The organism is Desulfobacula sp. (assembly GCF_030145145.1).
Classification (GTDB): domain Bacteria; phylum Desulfobacterota; class Desulfobacteria; order Desulfobacterales; family Desulfobacteraceae; genus Desulfobacula.
On the sequence record NZ_JAQYWD010000046.1, the window covers coordinates 1 to 20,314 of the forward strand.

The following is a 20,314-nucleotide window of genomic DNA, read 5'->3' on the forward strand; positions in this document are numbered from 1 at the left end:
GCTCCACTAAGCGGTGGTAAAGGCCGGATACTTCATAATTTTCCAGGGTCACGGCGTTTAGATTGTAGCGTTCATGGTCTTTCAGAATTTGTTTTACAATCAGTTTTTCCGTATTGACCTTAAAATTAACTTGATTCAAAGTTACAAACTGCGACTCTTTGCCTGGATTTTGAATTTTTAGAACAACCGTCCATATACTGGCATCGGATTTTGAAGTCTGAATTAAATTCTTTGCCCTATCTAAACCGGCACCGATAAAATATTCACGGCCCTGGGTCAATTCCTTAACCTGTTCGGGTGTTACAGGTAGCGGGTAATCCTTTTGGATACCGGTAATAATGTCATGGGAAAACAGGTTATTAATGGACTGTGTTCTGATACCCAGGATGTCACGCTTAAATTCATCGGGGAGCAATGTCTTTTCAAGGGCCTTAGCCTTGGCTCGATCTATCCAGACCGGGGCATTAGCATTGTAATCGTCCCAATCTTTATAATAAAGATGGTTACAAACCATATCGGGGTCAATCTCACAGGCCTCTTGCAGGTTATGGACATGGCCGCCAAAACCATCGGTATTGGAGTCACAAAGGATAAGTGTGTCCTGGGAGTCAAGTAAACTGGCCTGCCATGCATTAAAAACGCTTGTATCCGGGCAGGCGTGGAAATCACTTACCCACAATAAATTGCAGCGATCCCCAAAACTGGCAGCCATGTTTAGGCCCCGCATGGACTGAATAACACCTGCAATTTTTTTCTTGTGAATCCAGCGAATCTCTGTTTTTGAAATTTCAAGAGTCTTTTTCTCCGTCACAAGCGCCCATAATTTAGGACTGCGTTCAATCGTTTTCACAAGCCGATTGAATTGAGTGCGGCGGCTGTGACTCTCTTCGTTTCCCAAAAGCTGAATAGTGAAGTTGTCTCTGGTGGTCAAAAGCCATAGAACAACCAGCATGAATAGCGTTGACTTTCCATGGCGGCGGGGCTCTATGTTTAAAATCAGGTTGTAAAGAAACCCACTACCCTTTGAAGCAAAGCATTTATCTATTAAAAGTTGCTGGTGGGCTGTGGGCTTGAAGACCTCATATTTATTTTTGGAATTTAAAACCCTGGGCTCGTAATATCTCAACCAGACCATAAAACCTGCCGGGCTGTTTTCTTCGGCTTGCAAAAGCAATTTGGAGCGTAGAATGCCGCTTTTATCCCGAACAAGGCCGGGTGGCACTGTCCGTTTTATTGGCTTCCCTTTGGGCATTATTCGGTTGATTCCTCTGATGGAATCACCTTTTCAATGTTCCGCAGACAGGCAGGACAAAACCACTCCCCATCTGCTGCAAGCCCTTCACAACCGAAATCTTTCATTTTACATGGAGTTTCACCGGGGCTATGGTTTAGCTGTGTGATTTCAATCTTCTTTGTAACCTTGCCAGATTTTAATATCTTCTCACTGGTTTTAATGGTTACTTCAATCGCTTGTTTTTTCATATTTCCCTTTATGCTGCCTTTTTGTTTTCATAGCATCTCGGCCCAATGGCTACTTTCGTCTTTGCAAGCTCCCTGGCTAAGTCAAGCAGCCGTTGGGCATCGGTTTTACCGATAAACACATTTGAACCATTTCCTTGGTTCATAATGCTTAGTTTTCGGCCGGTGGAAATGGTGCGCTTCCGGCTGTTGTGCTTTTTAACCTGGGCTGTTATGTAATTTTTCAATAGCCGTCTGAATATTTTGCCCTCTGTGGGGTTCAATTCTTGTTTGGGCACTACTTCTACGGGCGGGATACCTATCTTAAACCACGCTCTGCCAATTGAAAAACCAGCGTGATATTCTTTTCTACGGCCCTTCTCAATATAATAGCCGTCCAGGGCTTCAAGTGCCCTGTTATCGTGGGGTTTACAAAGGTAGGATATCCATGCCTTTGTATCGGTCTGAATAGGCCGGGAATCATAGCTTTTGGCGGCTGCTTTATCCAGATAGCTATGATACCCCGGCTTTTCCAGCTCTTGGTTCCCCAACCAGAAGGTTTTAAATTCTTTATCGTATTTTTCAAATTGTTTGGTCACGACAAGGTGCATATGCGGCAAGGGCTGGCCTGTAAAATACCCTGATTTTCGACATTCATACTCGACCTTGACAAACCCTGAAATATTCCTTTCCTCAAGCCATGCCATTACTTTTTTCCGAATAACATCGAAACGCTTAATTCTTGCCTTCGGGCCTTTGTACCCAAAAAAGAATGCGTCATGTGGATTCAGGGTTATAAAATGCGCCATAAACGGTGCTGATTTTGTCAGAACCACTTTGAAATTACATTGTGACGATTTTGAAAAGCAATCAACGATCCCTCTTTTGTGTTCAGATTGTATTTTCATTTTACCATCCATCTGTTTTTTTGATGCGGTGACATCCGGCGGGCTGATAGAAGCCAAACCTCCTGTGAAGATTTGCACCGTCTCATTATTCTGTTCTGGTCTCATTGGGGAACCTCTTTCATGTGTTAAATTTCTTTTATTTTTTCAACATCCCTATATAAACGGGGTTATTAGGCAATTTTCCAAGTGGTCAAATCTCAAGCCCTTTAATGACGGGCTTCTATGGAAAATGGTTTTTTTAAAGTGCCTAATAAAAATTTTAGATTCCCTCCAAAAATATCTTTAATATAAAAACAACTAATTAACTTTTACTTAAAAATATAAATGGCCTTGAGTTTTATTTCTCAAGGCCATTTATAAATTGGAATATGGTGTTTGTGTTACATGACTGTCACCGGGTTGTCATCGTTCCTGATAAGGAGGCAGTGTCCGTCGCCCATAAGCACTGCTGTATCACCATTTGGGCGGACATAGGTATCAGGGCTTGCAGTTGATTCAAAGTCTTCTTTTAAGGACACAATTTCATCTGATACGACTTGGAAGCGTTTCATGGTTTACTCCTTTTTTAAATTAAATAAAATTTGATCTTAACTATGTTAAAACCAGTAATTTATTCAAAATACAATGTCAAGCTCTTTTTTTATAAGTTACTGAAATAAATATTAAAAAGTTGAAGAAAGTGTTGACACTTTGTAAAATTACATATAATCGGTTACTATATTTTTTCAAAGTGTCAACGCTTTTTTGACTTTTTAGTAAAAGAATTTAGCCAATTCAAAATTGAATTGGCTAACTATCTGGATAAACAGGGAAAAATCAATCCATGCCGATACCGTCCATTGAATTGCCGGAAGGCCTTGTTACCCTGGGTGAAGACGGCAAGCTCACCACCACCAGCCTGAAGGTTGCTGAAGTGTTCGGGAAGCGGCATGGCAATGTTGTCAGGGACATTCAATATCTTGAATGTAGTAAAGAATTCAACCAACTCAATTTTGAGTTGGTTGAATATATGGATAAAAAAGGGGAGCTTAGGCCAAGTTATGGGAAAGAACACAAGAATGTAATTAGAATTATCAAAAGTCTTAACTGCAATGAAGAATATGGTCGGCTCAATTTTGAGCCCACTAACTATCTGGATAAACAGGGAAAAACAAAACCCTTAACTGTCGTTTTGAATTTAGAGCGGGAAATTTTTCCCGCTCTAAATTCAAAAGCCTTGATTGTAGTGCGTCTTTCACTGGCGTTAATTTTAACGCCAGTGAATATAAAGACTCAACTGGCCGACTTTTACCTTGCTATAATATAACCCGTGACGGTTTCACCACCACCAGTTTGAAGGTTGCTGAAGTGTATGGGAAGCGACATGACCATGTAATTGAAAAAATTAAAGGGCTTAATTGCAGTAAAGAATTTAACCGCCTTAATTTTAGGGGCGTTGAATATATTGATAAAAAAGGGGGACTTAGGCATAGTTCTATATTCAACCAGGGAGGTTTTTCCCTGGTTGAATATAGGAGCTTAGACCATCTTATGAAATGACCCGTGACGGTTTCACCACCACCAGTTTGAAGATCGCTGAAGTTTACGGGAAAGATCATTCCAATATTATAAAAAAGATTCTCGGACTCAATTGCAGTGAGGAATTTAGCCGCGTAAATTTTAACGCGGCTAACTACCTGAGTAAACAGGGTAAAATGATACCTATGTATAATATAACCCGTACAGGCTTCGCCTTTTTGGTTGGAAAATTTTCCGGAAAGAAGGCCGGTTTATTTATGGAACAATTCATTGCAGTTTTTAACGCCATGGAAAAAGCCCTGATGCAACCCACGGTGACCAGTGCACCCGTTGTATATCAAACCGACCCGGCATTGAAACAGGCCCTTGTTTCAATGGCTGAAATGCAAAGACACAATGATAAAAATGACGAAAATGATAAAGGGAAAACCAGACCGGGAATATCAAGGTTATAAAAATGGATAGGCGTTTTTGATCTCCAAGGGGAAAAGAAAATGCCAGCACATGGGAATCACAGTAAAGTGTGCCCCTGGTCGCTCCGCTCCCAGGTTGATATAGAGAAGGGCTTTATAAGGGGGCAAGCGCTTTTTGACCTCAAAGGGAACATGTGTCGATAGAAGGGGCTTATATCCTGCTGTATATAATAGAGGGGTTCGCCTGCGCTCACCTTTCAGTATAAGGGGGGTGTAATGGGCTGAAAGGCTTTGTTGATAGGGTTCTGCTTGTTTTAGTTCGGGGTGGGTTGTGTATGTATGTTGTATTACCAAGGTGTTCCCGGCCCTGAATGGATGTATCAGGCCGGGAATGGTCTATTCAATCTTTTTCCGCTTTTGGACTTGGGTAACAATACCCGTTTGGACATTTGAAATCATCATTCATATAACATGATCCATCCACCTCACAGGCATAGGCAATTCTGGATGCCTGATCAAGCCGGACCGCCTTAATGGGCGCAAAGGAAAAAGATGCCATATTTTCTTCTATGGTTTTTTTATCCGGAAGATGTTCAAGCCCGGTGGCCATGACCTTCCCTGAATTCCCGTCAAGGATCTCGGCATCTTCACCATTTGTAACGACAACAATCGGAATTTGGTAAGGTCTGAGGATTCTGGAGAGTGCCAGTGTCGAAAGACGTCTGGTGACAAGGGAACCCGGCGCATATTGAATCAATACAATGGTTTTTTCCTGGTATGTGATAAGAAAATCCACTTTTATGGTTGCTTTTTTCTCTCCTGCAACCACCTCAAGGCTGATATTGCTCTCAATTTCTTGTTTTTCAAACTTGCCGGCCAATACGAGATTTTCCACAATTTTCTGACGATATCGTTCATCCAGAGTATCGGTTAAAACAGCACCAGTCAAAAAATCATTGAGTTCTCCAAGCACCAGATGATGCGGGTTGGGTTCATTTTCCATTTATGATTTCCTCTATGTTTAGCGTTAACCTGAATGAATGCAGATCATGGGTTACCTCACAAACCGTAACATTTACTTTCTTCCTTTAATGCTAAGAATCATCCATCCTTTTACAAGTCCAGTGGTACAGGAAAAAACTTCCCAGATACTGGATTCTGTTGCAACACAAAAAAAAATTCGCATTTTATTGTTATTTTTGGTAACTATTAGTTAATTTGAGTATTATTTTTTCTGACCATATTTATTTCTTGACTAAGTTTAAATCAAAAACTATAGATTGGGTTTGTTTTTAACTACTAAATAGGAGATCATATAATGAAAAAACAATCCATCAAACGAATATCTCACTTTATTGGAAGCCTTTTATGCGTTTTAATCTTGTTTCCATTCCCAGCACAGGCCGGGCCGAAAGGCAAACTGAGCATTTTTCATGCAGGAAGTTTAACCGTACCCTTTGCAAAAATTGAAAAAGCTTTTGAAGCCAAATATCCTGGCGTTGATGTGCAAAGAGAAGCCGGTGGCAGTACCAAAATGGCACGCCTTATTTCAGAGGTTGGCAAACCAGCCGACATCATGGCCTCGGCAGATTACAAGGTCATTGACAACAACCTGATTCCGGATTTTGCCACCTGGAATGTCAGGTTTGCCACAAACCAGCTGGTGCTCTGTTACACAACTCAAAGCAAATATGCAGACCAGGTCAATGATAAAAACTGGTATGACATCCTGCAGAAAAAAGAAGTTGTCTGGGGGCATTCCGATCCAAACCTGGATCCCTGTGGATACCGCAGCCTTATGGTGTTACAGCTGGCTGAAAAATTCTACAATATTGACGGACTGTATCAAAAGCTCATTGATAACCGACCCCAGAAAAACGTTCGGCCGAAATCCGTTCAACTGGTCAATCTGCTGAAAACCGGACATATGGATTATGCCTGGGAGTATATGTCTGTGGCCATTCAGCATGACCTTAAATTTGTAACGTTAAACGATCATATTAACCTGGGCAATTACAAGTATGATGACTTTTACAAACAGGCCCAGGTGAAAGTCACCGGCAAAAAACCCAACACATGGATTACAAAAAAAGGACAATCCTGTACCTATGGCATCACCATGATCAAGGATGCCCCCAACCCCGAGGCTGCCAAGGCATTTTTAAGCTTTCTGCTGTCTCCTGATCACGGGTTAAAAACCTTGAGAGAAATGGGTCAGCCCCCCTTTATCCCCTGCCGATTGCCCTCACAGGAAATGGCAGCAACCCTTCCATCTGAAATCAGATCCCTGGTGGAAGTAAAAAACTAAACGCAATGAAACGGATTGAACCCTTAAACTGGCTGTTCATGTTTATGAGCCTGCCGTTAATTCTGCTGCTGACATTGCCGCTGATCAAAATGACGTTTGAGCCGTCAATGGAAATGATGATAGAGACCCTATCTGACAAGGATGTGGTCAATGCCATCGCACGATCCATCAGCCTGTCATTTTGTGCTGGAATCCTTTCCTTTGCAATGGGAACCCCCCTTGCCTATCTGCTGGCCAGGAAACGCATTGTCGGCAAAAAAATCATAGAAGGGATCATTGATTTACCGATCATGATCCCTCATCCTGTTGTAGGCATTGCCTTTCTCAGCCTCACGGGCAGAAACAATCCCATTGGAAGGTTCCTGTCCGATATTGGCATTCAAATTATGGGCACCCAAACCGGTATTGTTTGTGTGTTGCTCTTTGTGGGTCTGCCATTTTATATCAACACGGTCAAGGCCGGATTCGAAAGTGTTCCCATCCGGCTTGAAAATGCTTCCCGGACCCTTGGTGCGGGGGCATTTTCAACCTTTGTGCGCATCACATTCCCATTAACCTGGCGGCACATGATATTGGGTATCATTATGTGTACAGCCCGGGCCATCAGTGAATTCGGCGCAGTGGTCATTGTTGCCTATCACCCCATGACAGCCCCTGTTATGATCTATGAAAGATTTACCGCTTATGGACTGAAATACTCACAACCCATTGCTGTCTGGTTGATTCTCATTTCATTTATTTTATTTATTGTCTTGCGAATGCTGTCAAAATCAATTAACCACGAATACAGATAAAAAAGTGATCCAACTAAACCATATCAATTTGACATTACCTGAGTTTTCCCTCAAGGACATCACCCTTGAAATTCAAAAAAATGATTTTTTTTCATTAATTGGCCCCACGGGTTCAGGAAAATCATTATTGCTGGAAGGAATGATGGGATTAATCCCATTTTCAAGCGGTACCATGTTTCTTGAAAACCATGATATCACAACCCTTGCCGTTGAAAAACGCAACCTTGCGTTAGTGTATCAGGATTTTGCACTCTTCCCTCATCTGGATGTGACACAAAACATATTTTATGGTGTTTCCTATCATAAAATCCCCAAGCTGACCGCCCAGAAAAGATTTGATGCCCTTGTTTCCACATTAGGGTTGGAAAAAATCACTAAAAGACGTCCACAACATTTGAGCGGCGGTGAAAAACAGCGGATCGCCCTTGCACGATCCTTGATTTTAAATCCCAATGTGCTGCTTCTGGACGAGCCCTTGTCTGCTTTGGATCCGATTTTTCATGAGGATGCCAAGCAACTGCTGAAAAAAATTCATGATGACCTGGAAATAACCGTGATTATGGTTTCCCATAATTTTTCCGATGTGTTATATCTTGCCAACAGAGGGGCCATTATAAAAAACGGCCGAATCATGCAGCAGGGTGACATCATGTCAATTTTCGAACAACCAAACTCAACATTCACTGCCTCTTTTGTGGGAATGAAAAATATTACCCCAATCTGCAGACAAAATAACCACATAGTGATTAAAGATATAAATATTGAAATCGCAATTTCACACCCCCCTGGCATCAATGATACGTATATGGGTATCCGGCCCGAAGATATCTCTTTAACAGCCTCAAGTTCCAATCATTTTAAAAATTGCTTCCAGGGAAACATAACAAAAATAACCAGTCATGGTATTTTCCTGAATATCTATTTGCAAACTGAAAATTTTCAATTTGAAGCCATCTGGCCCCGAAGCTATCTCAGGGATCATGGTCTTGATATTGGAAAAACCGTAGCTTTTGGATTTCATCCGGAATCTGTCCATACATTTTAGAATTGATCCCCATAACAAATGAACGATAAACTCAAAATATTATTCATATGCACCGGCAATTCATGCCGCAGCCAGATGGCCGAAGGCTGGACCAGGGAATTGAAGGCAGACATCATTGATGTCTGTTCCGCCGGTATTGAAATGCACGGCCTGAACCCAACACCATAGCAATGATGGCTGAAAATATTTTTCCCTGTGACGACAATTAAAATTCCCGTTTTTCCATACCCTTAATCATTCATATCAGGGCATGCCCCAAATGCGGTCATCGGTTTCCAGTAAATTACAATGAAAAGGTGTGAATTTCCGGAAAATTGATGATCGGAAAGGTAATGGTAAAACATGAACCTCTACCCTCCTCGCTTTTAACAGTAAGGGTTCCGCCGTGCTTGGCAATAATCCCCTGGGATACGCTTAATCCCAGACCGGTTCCCTTGCCTTTTGATTTTGTGGTGAAAAACGGGTCAAAAACAGAAGGTAGAACATGCTTTGGAATCCCTTGGCCATAATCAATCACACTCACTTTGACCGAATCTCCTGTATCCCCGAGAGTTCCAATTACCTGTATTTTGCTTCCTTTAATTGAGGCATCCAGCGCATTCAAAAGCAGGTTAACAAAAACCTGCTGAACTTTCTGAGCATCCCCGTGTATCTTTGGAAAATTTTCAGCAAACTGAAGATCAACCTGAATACCTGAAAACCGGATCTGATTTTCCAAAAGATGCACAGTGTCTTTCAGCAAAATCGACAGGTCAAAAGATTCCATTGTGGAGGTACTCTCCCGTGCAAAATCCAGGAGATTACGAATGATTTTTTTTGACCGGTCTGTCTCTGCTGCAACATCCTTGAGCATCTCCATTATTTCCTCTTCCGAAAGCTCATGGTAATCCTCCAGCAGCATGTGAACCGTCAGCATGATATTATTCAAAGGATTATTTATTTCATGGGCGACACCTGCGGTAAGCGTTCCTATGGCTTTCATCTTATGGGTCTGAATCAGAACGGCCTCCCGGAGATCAATTTCTTTTATCATTTCATTGATCGCAATGGCAAGATCAGTGAATTCATCACGGAAATTGCGCTGGGGGAGGATGGGCCTGAAATCACCGGAAGCGATACGCTTGGCATAGGCAGCAAATCGATTGAGGGTTGAATAAAGTCTGCTTACAAGCAGATAAGTATTGATGGCAAGAAAAACCAACAGGATCAGAATGGAATAAATATGAATGTACCGGGACCGGCTCAGGGTTTTTTCAAGGGTCTTTTTTTCAAGGGTTATCATGGTTTGGGCAGAGGTCAGTATCTCTTTACCGTAACCTCTCAATTTTAATTCAATTTCTTTTGAAAAAGGTGTGACGTGAAAATTGTTTTGATCTTTTTGTCCACGCTGATACAATTGTTCAAGAAGGGTTTTATATGCACCGATTTTGCTAAAAATTTCCTGCCGTGCAAACTGACCTCCCAAAAGCTCTGAAAACTCTTCTGATTTTGTAGTAAAAATAGATTCTGCCAGATGAATATTTTCTTTGGCATCATTGAGGTTGGTTCCATACAGAAAATAATTTTTTTCATACCGCCTTGCCTGTTGTATTTCTGAAGAAAAATCATTTACGAACTCTAGAAATTTCAACCGTTTTTGCACCTGATTATTATTTAACGTCAGTACCAAAACCATGACCAGAGCAAACAAAAACACCAATACATTGCCCAGATAAATCTGATTTCTTACGCTGAAATGCTTTCGAGACAAAAGGGTTTTCTGGGCGTCATGGATGTCTGCCATATGATCATACACGGCTTGGGTCGTTTCCCCGGACTCATTATCATTTCTTTTTGTTTCCAAAACAGGGCGGTCTGTTCCCGGCATTTTTCTATCCACGTACTGATTTAGGATTAAATTCTATTGAAAATCCCAAAGCTTTGGCAGCCTTTGCAATTACCGCTCGCAAATCATCGGGTTTAAACGGTTTTGCAATGAAGTCAAAAGCCCCCTTTTCCATGGCCTCCCGGGCAAGGGATATCATGGCATAGCCTGTAATCATGATGACTTTGGTTCTGGGTAATTTTTCGTGAACCAGTTCCAATACCTGCAACCCGTCCATGCCATCCATATAAATATCTGTCACGACTATGTCAAAATCTTTTTCGGCAATTCGCTTCACAGCCAGTTCGGGATCTTGAAAAACCTCCACGTTGCAGCCGATACTTCCAAGGGCAGGTTTCAAACGTTTGCCAACAATGACTTCATCATCTAATAAAAGAATTTCCAGCGGTTTGGACATCATGGTCTCCTTTATCTCATTTATGTTTCGTATCACGCTTTCCCCAAGCGATCAATGCATAGAACGCAACATACCATCGCCCCAATCAACGGCAACTTATTGCAGCCTCGGTGATTATATCCTTGTTCCAGTGAACCTCCAGGTATCCAATGCCTTTGACATGACTGGCAATTTCTTTGATGGTCTCAATCTTTCTTGATTTTTCACGTTTCACTGAACTGGTCGTCACGACAACCCTACCATTCTGTGTATGGACATGGATATCTGTCATTGATTTCACCAACAGGGCATTTTTTACTCTGGCCGCAAGGACATGGTCCATCAAATTGTTTTTCGAATACGTCATGGCCTTGAATCTTGGGTATTCCATTGTCATTGACAGGGTATTTACGGCCTCATCAACCTGTATCTGATCCAGATTGATCACCATATCATATAGTCCCGGTTCTGCCTCTTTTCTATTGAAAGCTTTCATTGACCACTTTTCCCGATCCCGTTCCTGTCGGGCAAGATATTTTTTCATCTTATCCGGAGCCATTTTAACTATATCCGATTGTGAGCATGAATCATTCCTGCCAATCAACCTCACTTTCAGGACATGGGAGACGATCATAACATAAAGATGTGCTGCCAGGCCCCAGCAGACACAACGATCTTCCACGAGTCGTTCCAAAACTTCAAGTTCAACACAGGACAGGGAATAATGCCACAATTTAGGTGACATGCGTTTCAGAATAGAGGGAGTTGAATGCATCGCTTCCCACATTTTTTTTCTTTCAAGCAAGTGCTTGTCGGCAATTTTATTAAGGAAATGTTCGTTAATCGTCGTGTACGAAAGCTTTTTGGCAATTTTTTCGGCAATTTCTTGTTCAAGGTCCTTGTTTTCCGATGATAAAATCAGTATTGGCATGATATCCTCCTTTTATTTTAGGCATACACCAAAAGATTCCCAACTAAACAGCGTTAGCCGGAACAGGTAATCCAGTATGCACCTCAAGATTATGGATGCCGACATTTTCTTTTTGAAAAGCATCCAGAATTTTCTTAAATTTGGCCATGTGCGCTTCTTTTTCCGATGCATATACCAACAAATTTCCGTATTCACAGGTAATGCCGACCTCGGGAAAGCTCTCGATCATTGATGCCTTTGCCTTGCAGGCCAAAGATAAATCTTTAGCCTGTCTGATCCGGTCGCTGGTCGATTCAAACGTTTTTTTAGAAGCACTCTGACAAATAAACGAAACAGCATCTTCTATGGAAAGCTTGTCAATGCAGATAACCATATCGTAAAGAGAACTGTCGTTGGGATCTGCATGGTATATTTTTTGGGTCCATTTTGTTCGCTGTCCGTCATCTTCTATGATCATAGTCCGGGCTTTATGCTCAGAAAAACCTTCCTTCATTTTTCTGGCGATACGACTTTCCAGATTAGCAGTAATTCTGACTTTAAGAACATGGGGAAGACGATTCAAAAGCAGGTGCCCTGCCAAACCGTGGTACACGATATTTCCGCCGGCAACCATCTCGGTCAAAGTTGATCGGATATAGGCCAGATAAACCTCTTTGGTGTGGCTGTACTGCTCAAAGACCCCGGGCGCATCATGAATTGCCTTTTCCAGTTTTTTTTGGGGAATATGAAAACTGGCACTTGCATTAATTAGCAAATCCCGACTGAGAATGCAGTATTCAAGTTTTTCAGCCACCTTTTCAGCCACTGCTTTTCCCATGGAATATGATCCACGGGAAATGGTAATAATAGCCATTTGTTAAATTCCTTTTGTTAAACGCCATAAAATAGATAAATCATGGTAATCATAACTACCAAAAAAAGGATACTGACCAGCGATCCTGCCCTGAGAAAATCAATGGTCCGATATCGACCCGGCCCCATATAAAGGGCATTGACCTGATGGGTGGGAAGAACAAAGGAATTGCTCGTGGCAAGTCCCACTACCAAAGCCGCCATTCTCGGATCTGTATGGGCAGCCAGAGCCATGTTCACCACCAGGGGCACCAGCAATACGGTCGCTCCAACATTGGAAATTACCAGGGTAAACAGGGTGGAAAGTATCCCAATAACCGTCAACAGAACAATCGGTTGTACATTACCGATGATGTGAAGAATAGAATTCGCTATCCAGGCTGCCGTCCCGGTTTTTTGAGTGGCAATGCCCAGGGGGATCAGGCCGGCCAGCAAAAATATGGTTCGCCAGTCAACTGACTGATAGGCCTCGTCTATGCTTAACACTTTTGTGAGCACCATCCCCAGAGCCCCTGTCATTAAAGCAACAGACAATTGGATATCAAATCCCATGATCATTAACAGGGACAGGGCCAGCCAGCCACCTGCCCATAATGCCTTTTCCGGCCGCATATCTTCTAAATCCGAGGGCAGACTGAACAGCAGTCCTCCCTCCTGGTGAAGGGCTTCCAGGCGTTTCCATGTCCCGTAAAAACTAATGACATCCCCGGTCTGAAGAATGATATCATCCAACCTTGCCAGAAAGACATCCTCCTGGCGGTGTACTGACAGAGGGGTAACCCGGAATCGGTCATTAAAATTATTCTTTCCCAGAGACCTGCCTGTGAACGGTGACCGGGGAGAGATAACCGCCTCCACAATACCGGAATGGGCAGTATCAAACTCTTTATCATAGCATTCAATGGCCGCTTTAACCTGCATTTCCTCCTCGGCTGCCATCCGTTCCACATTCTTTTTATCCCCCCATACCACCAAATCGACACCAGACCGGATCTCGGTGTCTGGAGAGGGTGACAGGGTTTTAACGTCAGGGGGTTCTGTGAGTGCGAGAATATTTACCAGATAACGACGATGAAGATCTCCAACCCTTACTATATCCCGATAATCCATAAAGTCATCGGCCGTTGACAATTCATAGGTACACTGACCTTCTGCACCCTGTTCATAGGGTGAGACACAGGTCTGCGGGTTATCCTGATTTTCTGATGTATTCCCCTGGGGAAGAATAAATTTACCCAGAAAAATAAAACACAGGATACCGCTTGCAACCAGGGCAAGGCCTATGGGGGTTACGTCAAACAGACCAAAGGGCTCCAGATGAAACGGTAATAAAAGATCGTTTAAAAGAATCAGGGGGGAACATCCGACCAGGGTAATGGTGCCACCGAGAATCGCGCTGAACCCAACCGGCATCAGCAGGCGGCTCAACGGTATTTTCTGTACTTTACTAATCCGTTGAATGGCCGGCAGAAAAAGTGCGGCAGCACCGATGTTCTGCATAAAACTTGAAATTATGGCCACGGTAAATGAAATGGCCACAATAATACGGGAGGTGCTTGTCCCGGCAACAGCCAGGACCGGTTTGACCAGTTTGTTTATCATTCCGGTCTTGTCAAGACCTGCACCGATAATAATAACGGCAATGATTGAGACGACCGCATTACTGCTGAGCCCCACAAAAGCCTCTTTGGGTGTTACCAGATGGAGAAGCGGCAGACAGACCATCATAAGGATAGCCACCACATCGACTCTCACCCACTCCACAATAAAAAGGAAAATTGCTATTCCGATCATCACCATCACTAAAATCATGTCCGGCGTCAGTTGTTCCATATTCTCTCCAGATTTAATATCCATATCTCATTGATTGATCCATCATTCATTAACCATTTATCTTTCCCGGAGTTCATCTTTATTTTAACCGTCTGGTTACGGTTAACAGCGGGCACTCAAGATGCCTGGACAGATGACAGAGCCAGTGTTTTTTCTTTGCGCTTCCGGTAAAGGGAAGATCTTCTCCGCTTCCCCAGATAATCGCCTGAAACGAAGGCCTATCTGCCAAAAATTTCAATAATTCCTGAGAAGGATCTCCTATTCTCATGACAGCACAAGTTTCAAGGCTTTTCTGGATAAATGTTTCCGTCAATTCAGCCAATAACTTGCCTGTCTTGGTTTCAATTTCCTGGAGCATCTTTCTTTTAGCCCCCGGAAAATCAAAACATGAAAAAGACATGGCAACAAGCATGAGAAAGGTTACCCTTGCATCAGAACGTGCAGCATATTCCCTGGCATATGTCAGTGCCCCTGAAAAAACCTGTTCATTTTCAAAAACAATCAACACCTTATTGTTCATATTACCTTGCCTCCTGATATGAATTATTACAATATCCATGCCAGTCCGATAAAATGGAGTAAGTAGCTGATTTTTTGGATTTTTTTTATATTTTATGCAACAAGGATAAAAAAGGAATGCATTGTTGCAGAATGCAACCCTATGGCAGGACAGAAACGGTGTGAACTTGCCGTTAATGAGAAAAGAATGGGATGTTGCAAAACCGAACAGGGATGTTACAAAATCGAACGGATCAGTCCAATCCTAACTTTTTGATTTTCCGCCACAATGAAGCCCTGTCAATTCCTAAGATTTCTGCTGTTTTTGCCTTGGTATGATTGGTGTTTTTCAACAAGTGTGTTATATAATCTTTTTCCAGTTCAGCCAGGGTCATCCGATAGTCTTTAGGAGGCTGATAGGTGTGTAGTTCAAGCTCCGTAAGGTCCGGAGGGAGATCACGGGCACAGATTTCATGGCCCTGGGAAATTGCGGCTGCCCTTTCCAGTATGTTTTCAAGTTCCCTGACATTCCCGGGAAAGGCATAACCGGTTAACAATGCCATTGCTCTGGATGATATGAAATTGATTGTTCGGTCTGTGTTTTGGTTCAATCGTTTAATAATATGATAGGCCAGCAAGGGAATATCTTCAGGCCGTTCTTTCAGGGAGGGCATTTTTATATTCACCACATTGATACGATAGTACATGTCTTTTCTGAACATACCTGCTGCCACTTCAGCTTTCAAATTCTTTGATGTGGCAGACACCAGCCGCAGATCAACGGATATTGTCCGGTTCCCCCCAACCCGCATCAATTCCTTTTCCTGGAGAACCCTCAGCAGCTTGACCTGCATTGAATGGGGCATTTCTCCGATCTCATCTAAAAAAATGGTTCCTTTATCTGCGACTTCCAGCAAACCGATTTTTTTGTCAACAGCACCGGTAAATGCCCCCTTCTCGTGACCAAAAAGCTCATTATCAAGAAGGGTTTCATTGAAAGCACCACAGTTTGCAGGCACAAACGGTCCTTTTGCCCGATGGCTTAAAGCATGTATGGAACGGGCCACCAATTCTTTTCCAGTTCCGGAATCACCCGTAATTAAAACACTGCAGTCCGTGGGAGCAATCTGATGAATCAAGGTTTCTATATCGCGAATTTTTGGACTTTTCCCTATTATAACCGGTAGATCAGACACCTTTCCCTTGGCGCCATTTATTCTCTTGGATTCTTTGTAAAACTGCAGCCGGTTAAGGGCCTTTTTAACCGTTTTCAAAAATTGTTCCGGGGTAAAGGGTTTTTCCAGATAGTAAAATGCCCCTTCCCGGGTGGCCTCGATGGCTTTATCAATGCTGGCATACCCGGTCATGAGGATGACTTCCGTTGTGGAGGAATGCGTCTTCACATTTATCAGCAAGTCCATCCCACCCATTCCAGGCATCTTCACATCGGTGATGACCAGATGGTAATGATGGGCTTCCATCTGTTTGAGTGCAGCCAAAGGATTTGTATAAGATGAGACCTTATACCCCTGCTTTTCTATTATCCTTCGCAATCGTTTGAGGGTAATGGGGTCATCATCAATAACCATAATTCTTGGCATCATAAAAACAACTCGCTTCTCTTTCCTGGTTAGCCTTTATAGGCTTTATTTTCAATTGTTTAAACCCGTTCAAAAATAAATCTTCATACCACGATTTAAATACAGAAGACAACTTCATTATCACTGGCAGACAACCCAATCAAATGGGGTCGGACCAAACGACAGTTTGATATTTTGGCCTGGGCCTGGGGACTCCGACCCCCATGGTTTAGATCATCTGCAGAAACGGTTGTCAGTGATTTGCCAGTGTTCTGATATAGAAGAGTTCGTTCTGATATTCCGAGACCTGAAGTTTGTTTTCTTCCAATAATTTTTCAATGACTGAAAAATCACTGTCCGCCTTTTTTAAATACCCGACAACCGCATCTTTTCGCATGGGATGAACCGATGTAATGCTTAATATGTCAGCTTCAATATTCCCGGTAAATGCAAACTGGTTCCCCTCGTACCCAATCAGGTATTCGGTATTTATCCCCCGGGCGTCAAACACATGGTAGGCCTCATTCAGGGTTTGTTCCCCGGGAGGCCTTACCCATTTTTGTGCCGGTGGCCGTGTTGGAATGCTCAGGTATGCTGTGGCACAATCAATGCTGCGGATAAAATCAGCTGTTTTTTCGATGTATTGCCTGTCGTCGTTCAGGCCTTTGACCAGCATGGTTTCCGTTACAAGCCGCCCGAAAAATTTTTTGGCAAATGAACAAATTCCGTCTAACATGACATCAAATTTAATGCTGTTATGGGGGCGGTCTGTTTTCCGCCATATCTTTTCATCCAGGGTATCAATTTTAATGGATACCCAGTCTGCCTTGTACAGATCCTGTCGGACGTCAGTCCTGTGCAGGAGGCTCGAGTTGGTAATGACGGCAATTTTGATGCCCAGCGGACGCAGCCGATCGATTAATAGTCCCAATTTTGCATCAAGTGTGGGTTCGCCATCCGACACAATGGTCAAGTAGTCAATGGATTCATTATTGGATTGCGCATTGATTAATTTTGCTTTTGTCTCTTCCACCAGCGTGTTCGGATCATGAAAGACACACCTGTACGATATCATTTTTTTTGTTTTGCCCAGCTGACAGTATACGCAGGAATAGGTGCATATCTTTGGGGGAATATTGTTTATCCCGACACTTTTTCCCAGCCGTCTGGATGGCACAGGGCCAAATACATTTATTGAATTCATGTGTGCTCCTTTGAAAAAAAAATAGGTGTGAAGGTCAGTCTACAGCCACTGATCCACACCTTTGTAAACCGCTTCCACCTTTAATGCAATCGCTTCATGGCCTTTATGTTTTCATGGCCTTGCTGACTTCTTCTGGTAACACGGCAATTAAAATGATCCTTTGGGAAACGGGATAGAAAAAAGATCTTGTCAATTATCGTTAATGAAATACCTTTCCCAATAAAAGCAAGATTTATACCAAAGGATAAATGAAAAAATACATATAATTTCAGATAGTTATTTAAATCCGTTTTTTTTACGAGGCATACATGATACAAAATGGTAGCAGGACTGCGATAAAAAAATCAAACTCATACAAAAAAATGCGGCAACGGTTGATTTGAAACTGTTTTAAGGATACCATGAGGTGATTCGGGTTTGATAAGTTTCAAGTTCAGTTCGGATTATTGGAGGTTGAAAAAACGGGTTGCATTAAAATCATGACTATATTACTTTACTCAAAGTAATACTTTTAAACCATATTATACAAGGAGTTTTTCACAATGGCTGACAAAAAACACATACCTGTCCCAAAGGATACCAAAGCGTTTATCTGTGCCAATTGCGGGGCTGTTTCATTGGATGCAAACAATATCTGCAAGGTTCAGGGCATGGGAAAGAAATCAGACTGGTGCGGCGTAAAGGGGTCAAAACCGCCCAAAAACTGCCATACCAAAGAGCATACTGACAGGTGGCAATGTCGAAATTGTGGGCAGACGGCTGTGAATCCAGCGTTACTGTGTGAACCGGAAAAATTAGAAATATCCGAATGATTCTGACACCGCAATGATAGAAAATAAAATACAGGCATAGCGCTGGCCAGATGTAAAAGGAAAACCTTATGTCATTTACCATTACTATTGCCTGTATTTTAATACTCTGCAGTATTTGTCAATGGGCTGCCTGGCGGGTAAAACTGCCTGCTATTATTTTTCTTCTCCTTACCGGCATTGTCGTCGGCCCTGTGTCCGGCCTTGTCAAACCGGATGACATGCTTGGCCCGCTTTTTCTTCCGTTTATATCTTTTTCTGTTGCCATCATTTTGTTCGAGGGCGGACTGACACTTAAATTTCGTGATCTTTTCGGGTTGGAAGGTGTTGTCAGAAACCTGGTAACCATCGGTATGGTTGCAACCTGGCTCATCACAGCCTGGGGAACACGGATTCTGACAGGGCTTTCCTGGGAACTCTCATTTTTGTTCGGTGCCCTTACCGTTGTGACCGGACCCACGGTGATCATTCCGATGTTGAAAACCGTACGACCCACAGCCTCCATTTCAACCATTCTTCGCTGGGAAGGAATCGTGATCGATCCCATAGGCGCCTCCCTGGGGGTTCTTGTCTATGAATTCATCATTGCCGGCGGAGGACAGGGAGCATGGATGCACACCCTGGTCACCTTTGGCATGATTTTAGCTGCAGGCGGCATTACCGGCCTGGCTGGGGGATATGTTTTCGGCCTTTTATTAAAACATCGCTGGATACCGGAATACCTTCAAAACCTGACGACCCTGTCACTGGTTCTGGCGGCTTTTGCCCTGTCCGATGCTGTGCAGCCCGAGTCCGGTCTGGTTGCAGTGACGGTTATGGGCATGGTGCTGTCCAACATGAAACATGTTGAAATCGAAGAGATCCTGGACTTTAAGGAGAGCCTGAGCCTTCTTCTGATTTCCATGCTTTTTATCCTGCTGGCCGCCCGCCTTGATCTTTCAGCGATAAAGGAATTGGGGTGGTCGGTGGTCGGGATCTTTATTGTGATTCAATTTGTTGCAAGACCTCTCAATGTGATGATTTCCACACTGGGATCAGACCTGTCCTGGCCTGAACGCCACCTGCTGGCCTGGATAGCACCCAGGGGTATTATCGCAGCCGCTATTTCAGCCCTGTTTGCCCTTAAACTTGAAACAGCCGGTTTTGCCAATGCCCAGGTCATTGTCCCCCTTGTTTTTTCGATCATTATCGGCACGGTAATTCTCCAGAGCCTTACAGCCAGACCCATTGCTGTTTTGCTCAAAGTCGCAGAACCCGAGCCCCTGGGATTTTTAATCATCGGTGCCAATACCCTGGCCATTGCCATGGCAAAATCCCTGGTGAAGAACGGTTTCAGGGTTCTGCTGGCAGATACATCCAGGGATAGGGTGGCCGCAGCCAGGATGGAAAGTCTGCCAACCTACCTGGGCAATCCGATTTCAGAACATGCGGACCGGCATCTGGACCTGGTGGGAATCGGCTGTCTGCTGGCATTGTCCCACCATGAGAGTATCAACACCTCTGCTGCAATGCGTTACCGGATGGAATTTGGAAAAGATAAAATTTTCATGGTTCGATCAAAGGCCACTGAAGCGACGCCCGACAGCATGAGACTGCCGACCCAGTGGACCGGAGAAATGCTTTTTGGAACAGCGGTGACCTATGCAGAACTGGCATCACAGCTGGCCCTGGGCGGACAGATAAAAACAACATCCATAACCGAAGAGTTCAGCCTTGAAAACCTTGTGTCTACCCACAAAGACAAAGTGTCACTGCTGTTTGCCATGGATCCCGAAAACCGCCTGCACTGGTTTACTGAAGTGCGTCAGCCTCAGCTCGAACCTGGATGGCAGATCAGTTTCCTCTTAAAGGCAGATTCAGCAGCGCCTGCTGTCAGGGAAACAGGCGCTCTTTAAAAAGAGA

At 43.3% G+C, this 20,314-nt stretch carries 21 protein-coding genes and 1 pseudogene; 9 read left to right on the forward strand and 13 right to left on the reverse strand.

The genetic code is table 11. The annotated features are described in order from the left end of the window. The 4 genes from Q1Q15_RS21695 to Q1Q15_RS21710 all read right to left on the reverse strand — a co-directional run. On the reverse strand, positions 1-1,252 hold a 1,252-nt coding region (locus Q1Q15_RS21695; RefSeq protein ID WP_300464596.1), incomplete at its 3' end, for a hypothetical protein. After that, positions 1,252-1,482 carry a hypothetical protein gene (locus Q1Q15_RS21700; protein WP_300464597.1) on the reverse strand — a complete coding sequence of 77 codons (231 nt, stop codon included), beginning with the start codon at positions 1,480-1,482 and terminating at the stop codon, positions 1,252-1,254. The genes Q1Q15_RS21695 and Q1Q15_RS21700, both read right to left, overlap by 1 nt. An 8-nt stretch (positions 1,483-1,490) precedes the next feature. Further along, complete coding sequence (locus Q1Q15_RS21705) at positions 1,491-2,423, reverse strand: hypothetical protein (RefSeq protein WP_300464599.1); 933 nt, start codon at positions 2,421-2,423, stop codon at positions 1,491-1,493. Positions 2,424-2,746: 323 nt separating this feature from the next. Then, positions 2,747-2,917 (reverse strand): hypothetical protein, encoded by a 171-nt coding sequence (locus Q1Q15_RS21710; RefSeq protein ID WP_300464601.1) that lies wholly within the window; start codon positions 2,915-2,917, stop codon positions 2,747-2,749. A 272-nt stretch (positions 2,918-3,189) separates the two neighbouring features. On the opposite strand from Q1Q15_RS21710, the gene Q1Q15_RS21715 reads away from it, so the two are divergent. Genes Q1Q15_RS21715 through Q1Q15_RS21720 form a run of 3 tightly spaced genes read left to right on the forward strand, consistent with a single transcriptional unit; the run spans position 3,190 to position 4,339 of the window. After that, the gene (locus tag Q1Q15_RS21715; RefSeq protein WP_300464602.1) at positions 3,190-3,672 is read left to right on the forward strand and encodes a Rha family transcriptional regulator; all 483 of its coding nucleotides are present in this window, start codon (positions 3,190-3,192) and stop codon (positions 3,670-3,672) included. A gap of 26 nt (positions 3,673-3,698) precedes the next feature. Continuing rightward, positions 3,699-3,905 carry a Rha family transcriptional regulator gene (locus Q1Q15_RS25575; protein ID WP_363321031.1) on the forward strand — a complete coding sequence of 69 codons (207 nt, stop codon included), beginning with the start codon at positions 3,699-3,701 and terminating at the stop codon, positions 3,903-3,905. Next, positions 3,902-4,339: a Rha family transcriptional regulator gene (locus Q1Q15_RS21720; protein ID WP_300464604.1), complete on the forward strand. Its 438-nt coding sequence runs from the start codon at positions 3,902-3,904 to the stop codon at positions 4,337-4,339. The genes Q1Q15_RS25575 and Q1Q15_RS21720 overlap by 4 nt, the downstream gene beginning before the upstream one ends. Before the next feature lie 358 nt (positions 4,340-4,697). On the opposite strand, the gene Q1Q15_RS21725 is transcribed toward Q1Q15_RS21720, so the two are convergent. Next, positions 4,698-5,300, reverse strand: a complete 603-nt coding sequence (locus Q1Q15_RS21725) for a type I restriction enzyme HsdR N-terminal domain-containing protein (RefSeq protein WP_300464606.1) — start codon at positions 5,298-5,300, stop codon at positions 4,698-4,700. 315 nt (positions 5,301-5,615) lie between these two features. Between Q1Q15_RS21725 and wtpA the strand changes: the two genes are divergently transcribed. The 4 genes and pseudogenes from wtpA to Q1Q15_RS21745 form a co-directional block, all read left to right on the forward strand. Then, on the forward strand, positions 5,616-6,605 hold the full coding sequence (gene wtpA, locus Q1Q15_RS21730) for a tungstate ABC transporter substrate-binding protein WtpA (RefSeq protein ID WP_300464608.1): 990 nt from the start codon (positions 5,616-5,618) through the stop codon (positions 6,603-6,605). Positions 6,606-6,610: 5 nt separating this feature from the next. Then, entirely contained in the window at positions 6,611-7,399 is a 789-nt protein-coding gene (locus tag Q1Q15_RS21735; protein WP_300464609.1) for an ABC transporter permease, read from the forward strand. Between the two features lie 4 nt (positions 7,400-7,403). Further along, positions 7,404-8,444: an ATP-binding cassette domain-containing protein gene (locus Q1Q15_RS21740; protein WP_300464611.1), complete on the forward strand. Its 1,041-nt coding sequence runs from the start codon at positions 7,404-7,406 to the stop codon at positions 8,442-8,444. Positions 8,445-8,462: 18 nt separating this feature from the next. Continuing rightward, a pseudogene (locus tag Q1Q15_RS21745) lies at positions 8,463-8,603 on the forward strand (arsenate reductase ArsC); the annotation flags it as partial. A 124-nt stretch (positions 8,604-8,727) separates the two neighbouring features. Here Q1Q15_RS21745 and Q1Q15_RS21750 read toward each other — a convergent pair. From Q1Q15_RS21750 to Q1Q15_RS21785, 8 genes are all read right to left on the reverse strand, one after another. Next, on the reverse strand, positions 8,728-10,311 hold the full coding sequence (locus Q1Q15_RS21750; RefSeq protein ID WP_300464613.1) for a HAMP domain-containing sensor histidine kinase: 1,584 nt from the start codon (positions 10,309-10,311) through the stop codon (positions 8,728-8,730). Between the two features lie 4 nt (positions 10,312-10,315). Continuing rightward, positions 10,316-10,729 carry a response regulator gene (locus tag Q1Q15_RS21755; protein WP_300464615.1) on the reverse strand — a complete coding sequence of 138 codons (414 nt, stop codon included), beginning with the start codon at positions 10,727-10,729 and terminating at the stop codon, positions 10,316-10,318. An 82-nt stretch (positions 10,730-10,811) separates the two neighbouring features. After that, complete coding sequence (locus Q1Q15_RS21760; protein ID WP_300464617.1) at positions 10,812-11,636, reverse strand: cytidylate kinase family protein; 825 nt, start codon at positions 11,634-11,636, stop codon at positions 10,812-10,814. A gap of 43 nt (positions 11,637-11,679) precedes the next feature. Beyond that, positions 11,680-12,489, reverse strand: a complete 810-nt coding sequence (locus Q1Q15_RS21765; protein WP_300464619.1) for a cytidylate kinase-like family protein — start codon at positions 12,487-12,489, stop codon at positions 11,680-11,682. Between the two features lie 17 nt (positions 12,490-12,506). Next, positions 12,507-14,321, reverse strand: a complete 1,815-nt coding sequence (locus tag Q1Q15_RS21770) for an SLC13 family permease (protein WP_300464620.1) — start codon at positions 14,319-14,321, stop codon at positions 12,507-12,509. A gap of 79 nt (positions 14,322-14,400) precedes the next feature. Continuing rightward, complete coding sequence (locus Q1Q15_RS21775; protein WP_300464622.1) at positions 14,401-14,841, reverse strand: universal stress protein; 441 nt, start codon at positions 14,839-14,841, stop codon at positions 14,401-14,403. A gap of 232 nt (positions 14,842-15,073) precedes the next feature. Next, positions 15,074-16,423, reverse strand: coding sequence for a sigma-54 dependent transcriptional regulator (locus Q1Q15_RS21780; protein ID WP_300464623.1), 1,350 nt, complete (start codon positions 16,421-16,423; stop codon positions 15,074-15,076). 229 nt (positions 16,424-16,652) lie between these two features. Next, complete coding sequence (locus Q1Q15_RS21785) at positions 16,653-17,603, reverse strand: radical SAM protein (protein WP_300464625.1); 951 nt, start codon at positions 17,601-17,603, stop codon at positions 16,653-16,655. Between the two features lie 542 nt (positions 17,604-18,145). Here Q1Q15_RS21785 and Q1Q15_RS21790 point away from each other — a divergent pair. Both Q1Q15_RS21790 and Q1Q15_RS21795 read left to right on the forward strand, forming a co-directional pair. Continuing rightward, a complete protein-coding gene (locus tag Q1Q15_RS21790; RefSeq protein ID WP_300464627.1) occupies positions 18,146-18,415 on the forward strand; it encodes a hypothetical protein in 270 nt (89 codons plus the stop codon). Positions 18,416-18,483: 68 nt separating this feature from the next. Beyond that, a complete protein-coding gene (locus Q1Q15_RS21795) occupies positions 18,484-20,307 on the forward strand; it encodes a sodium:proton antiporter (protein ID WP_300464629.1) in 1,824 nt (607 codons plus the stop codon). Positions 20,308-20,314 lie beyond the last annotated feature (7 nt).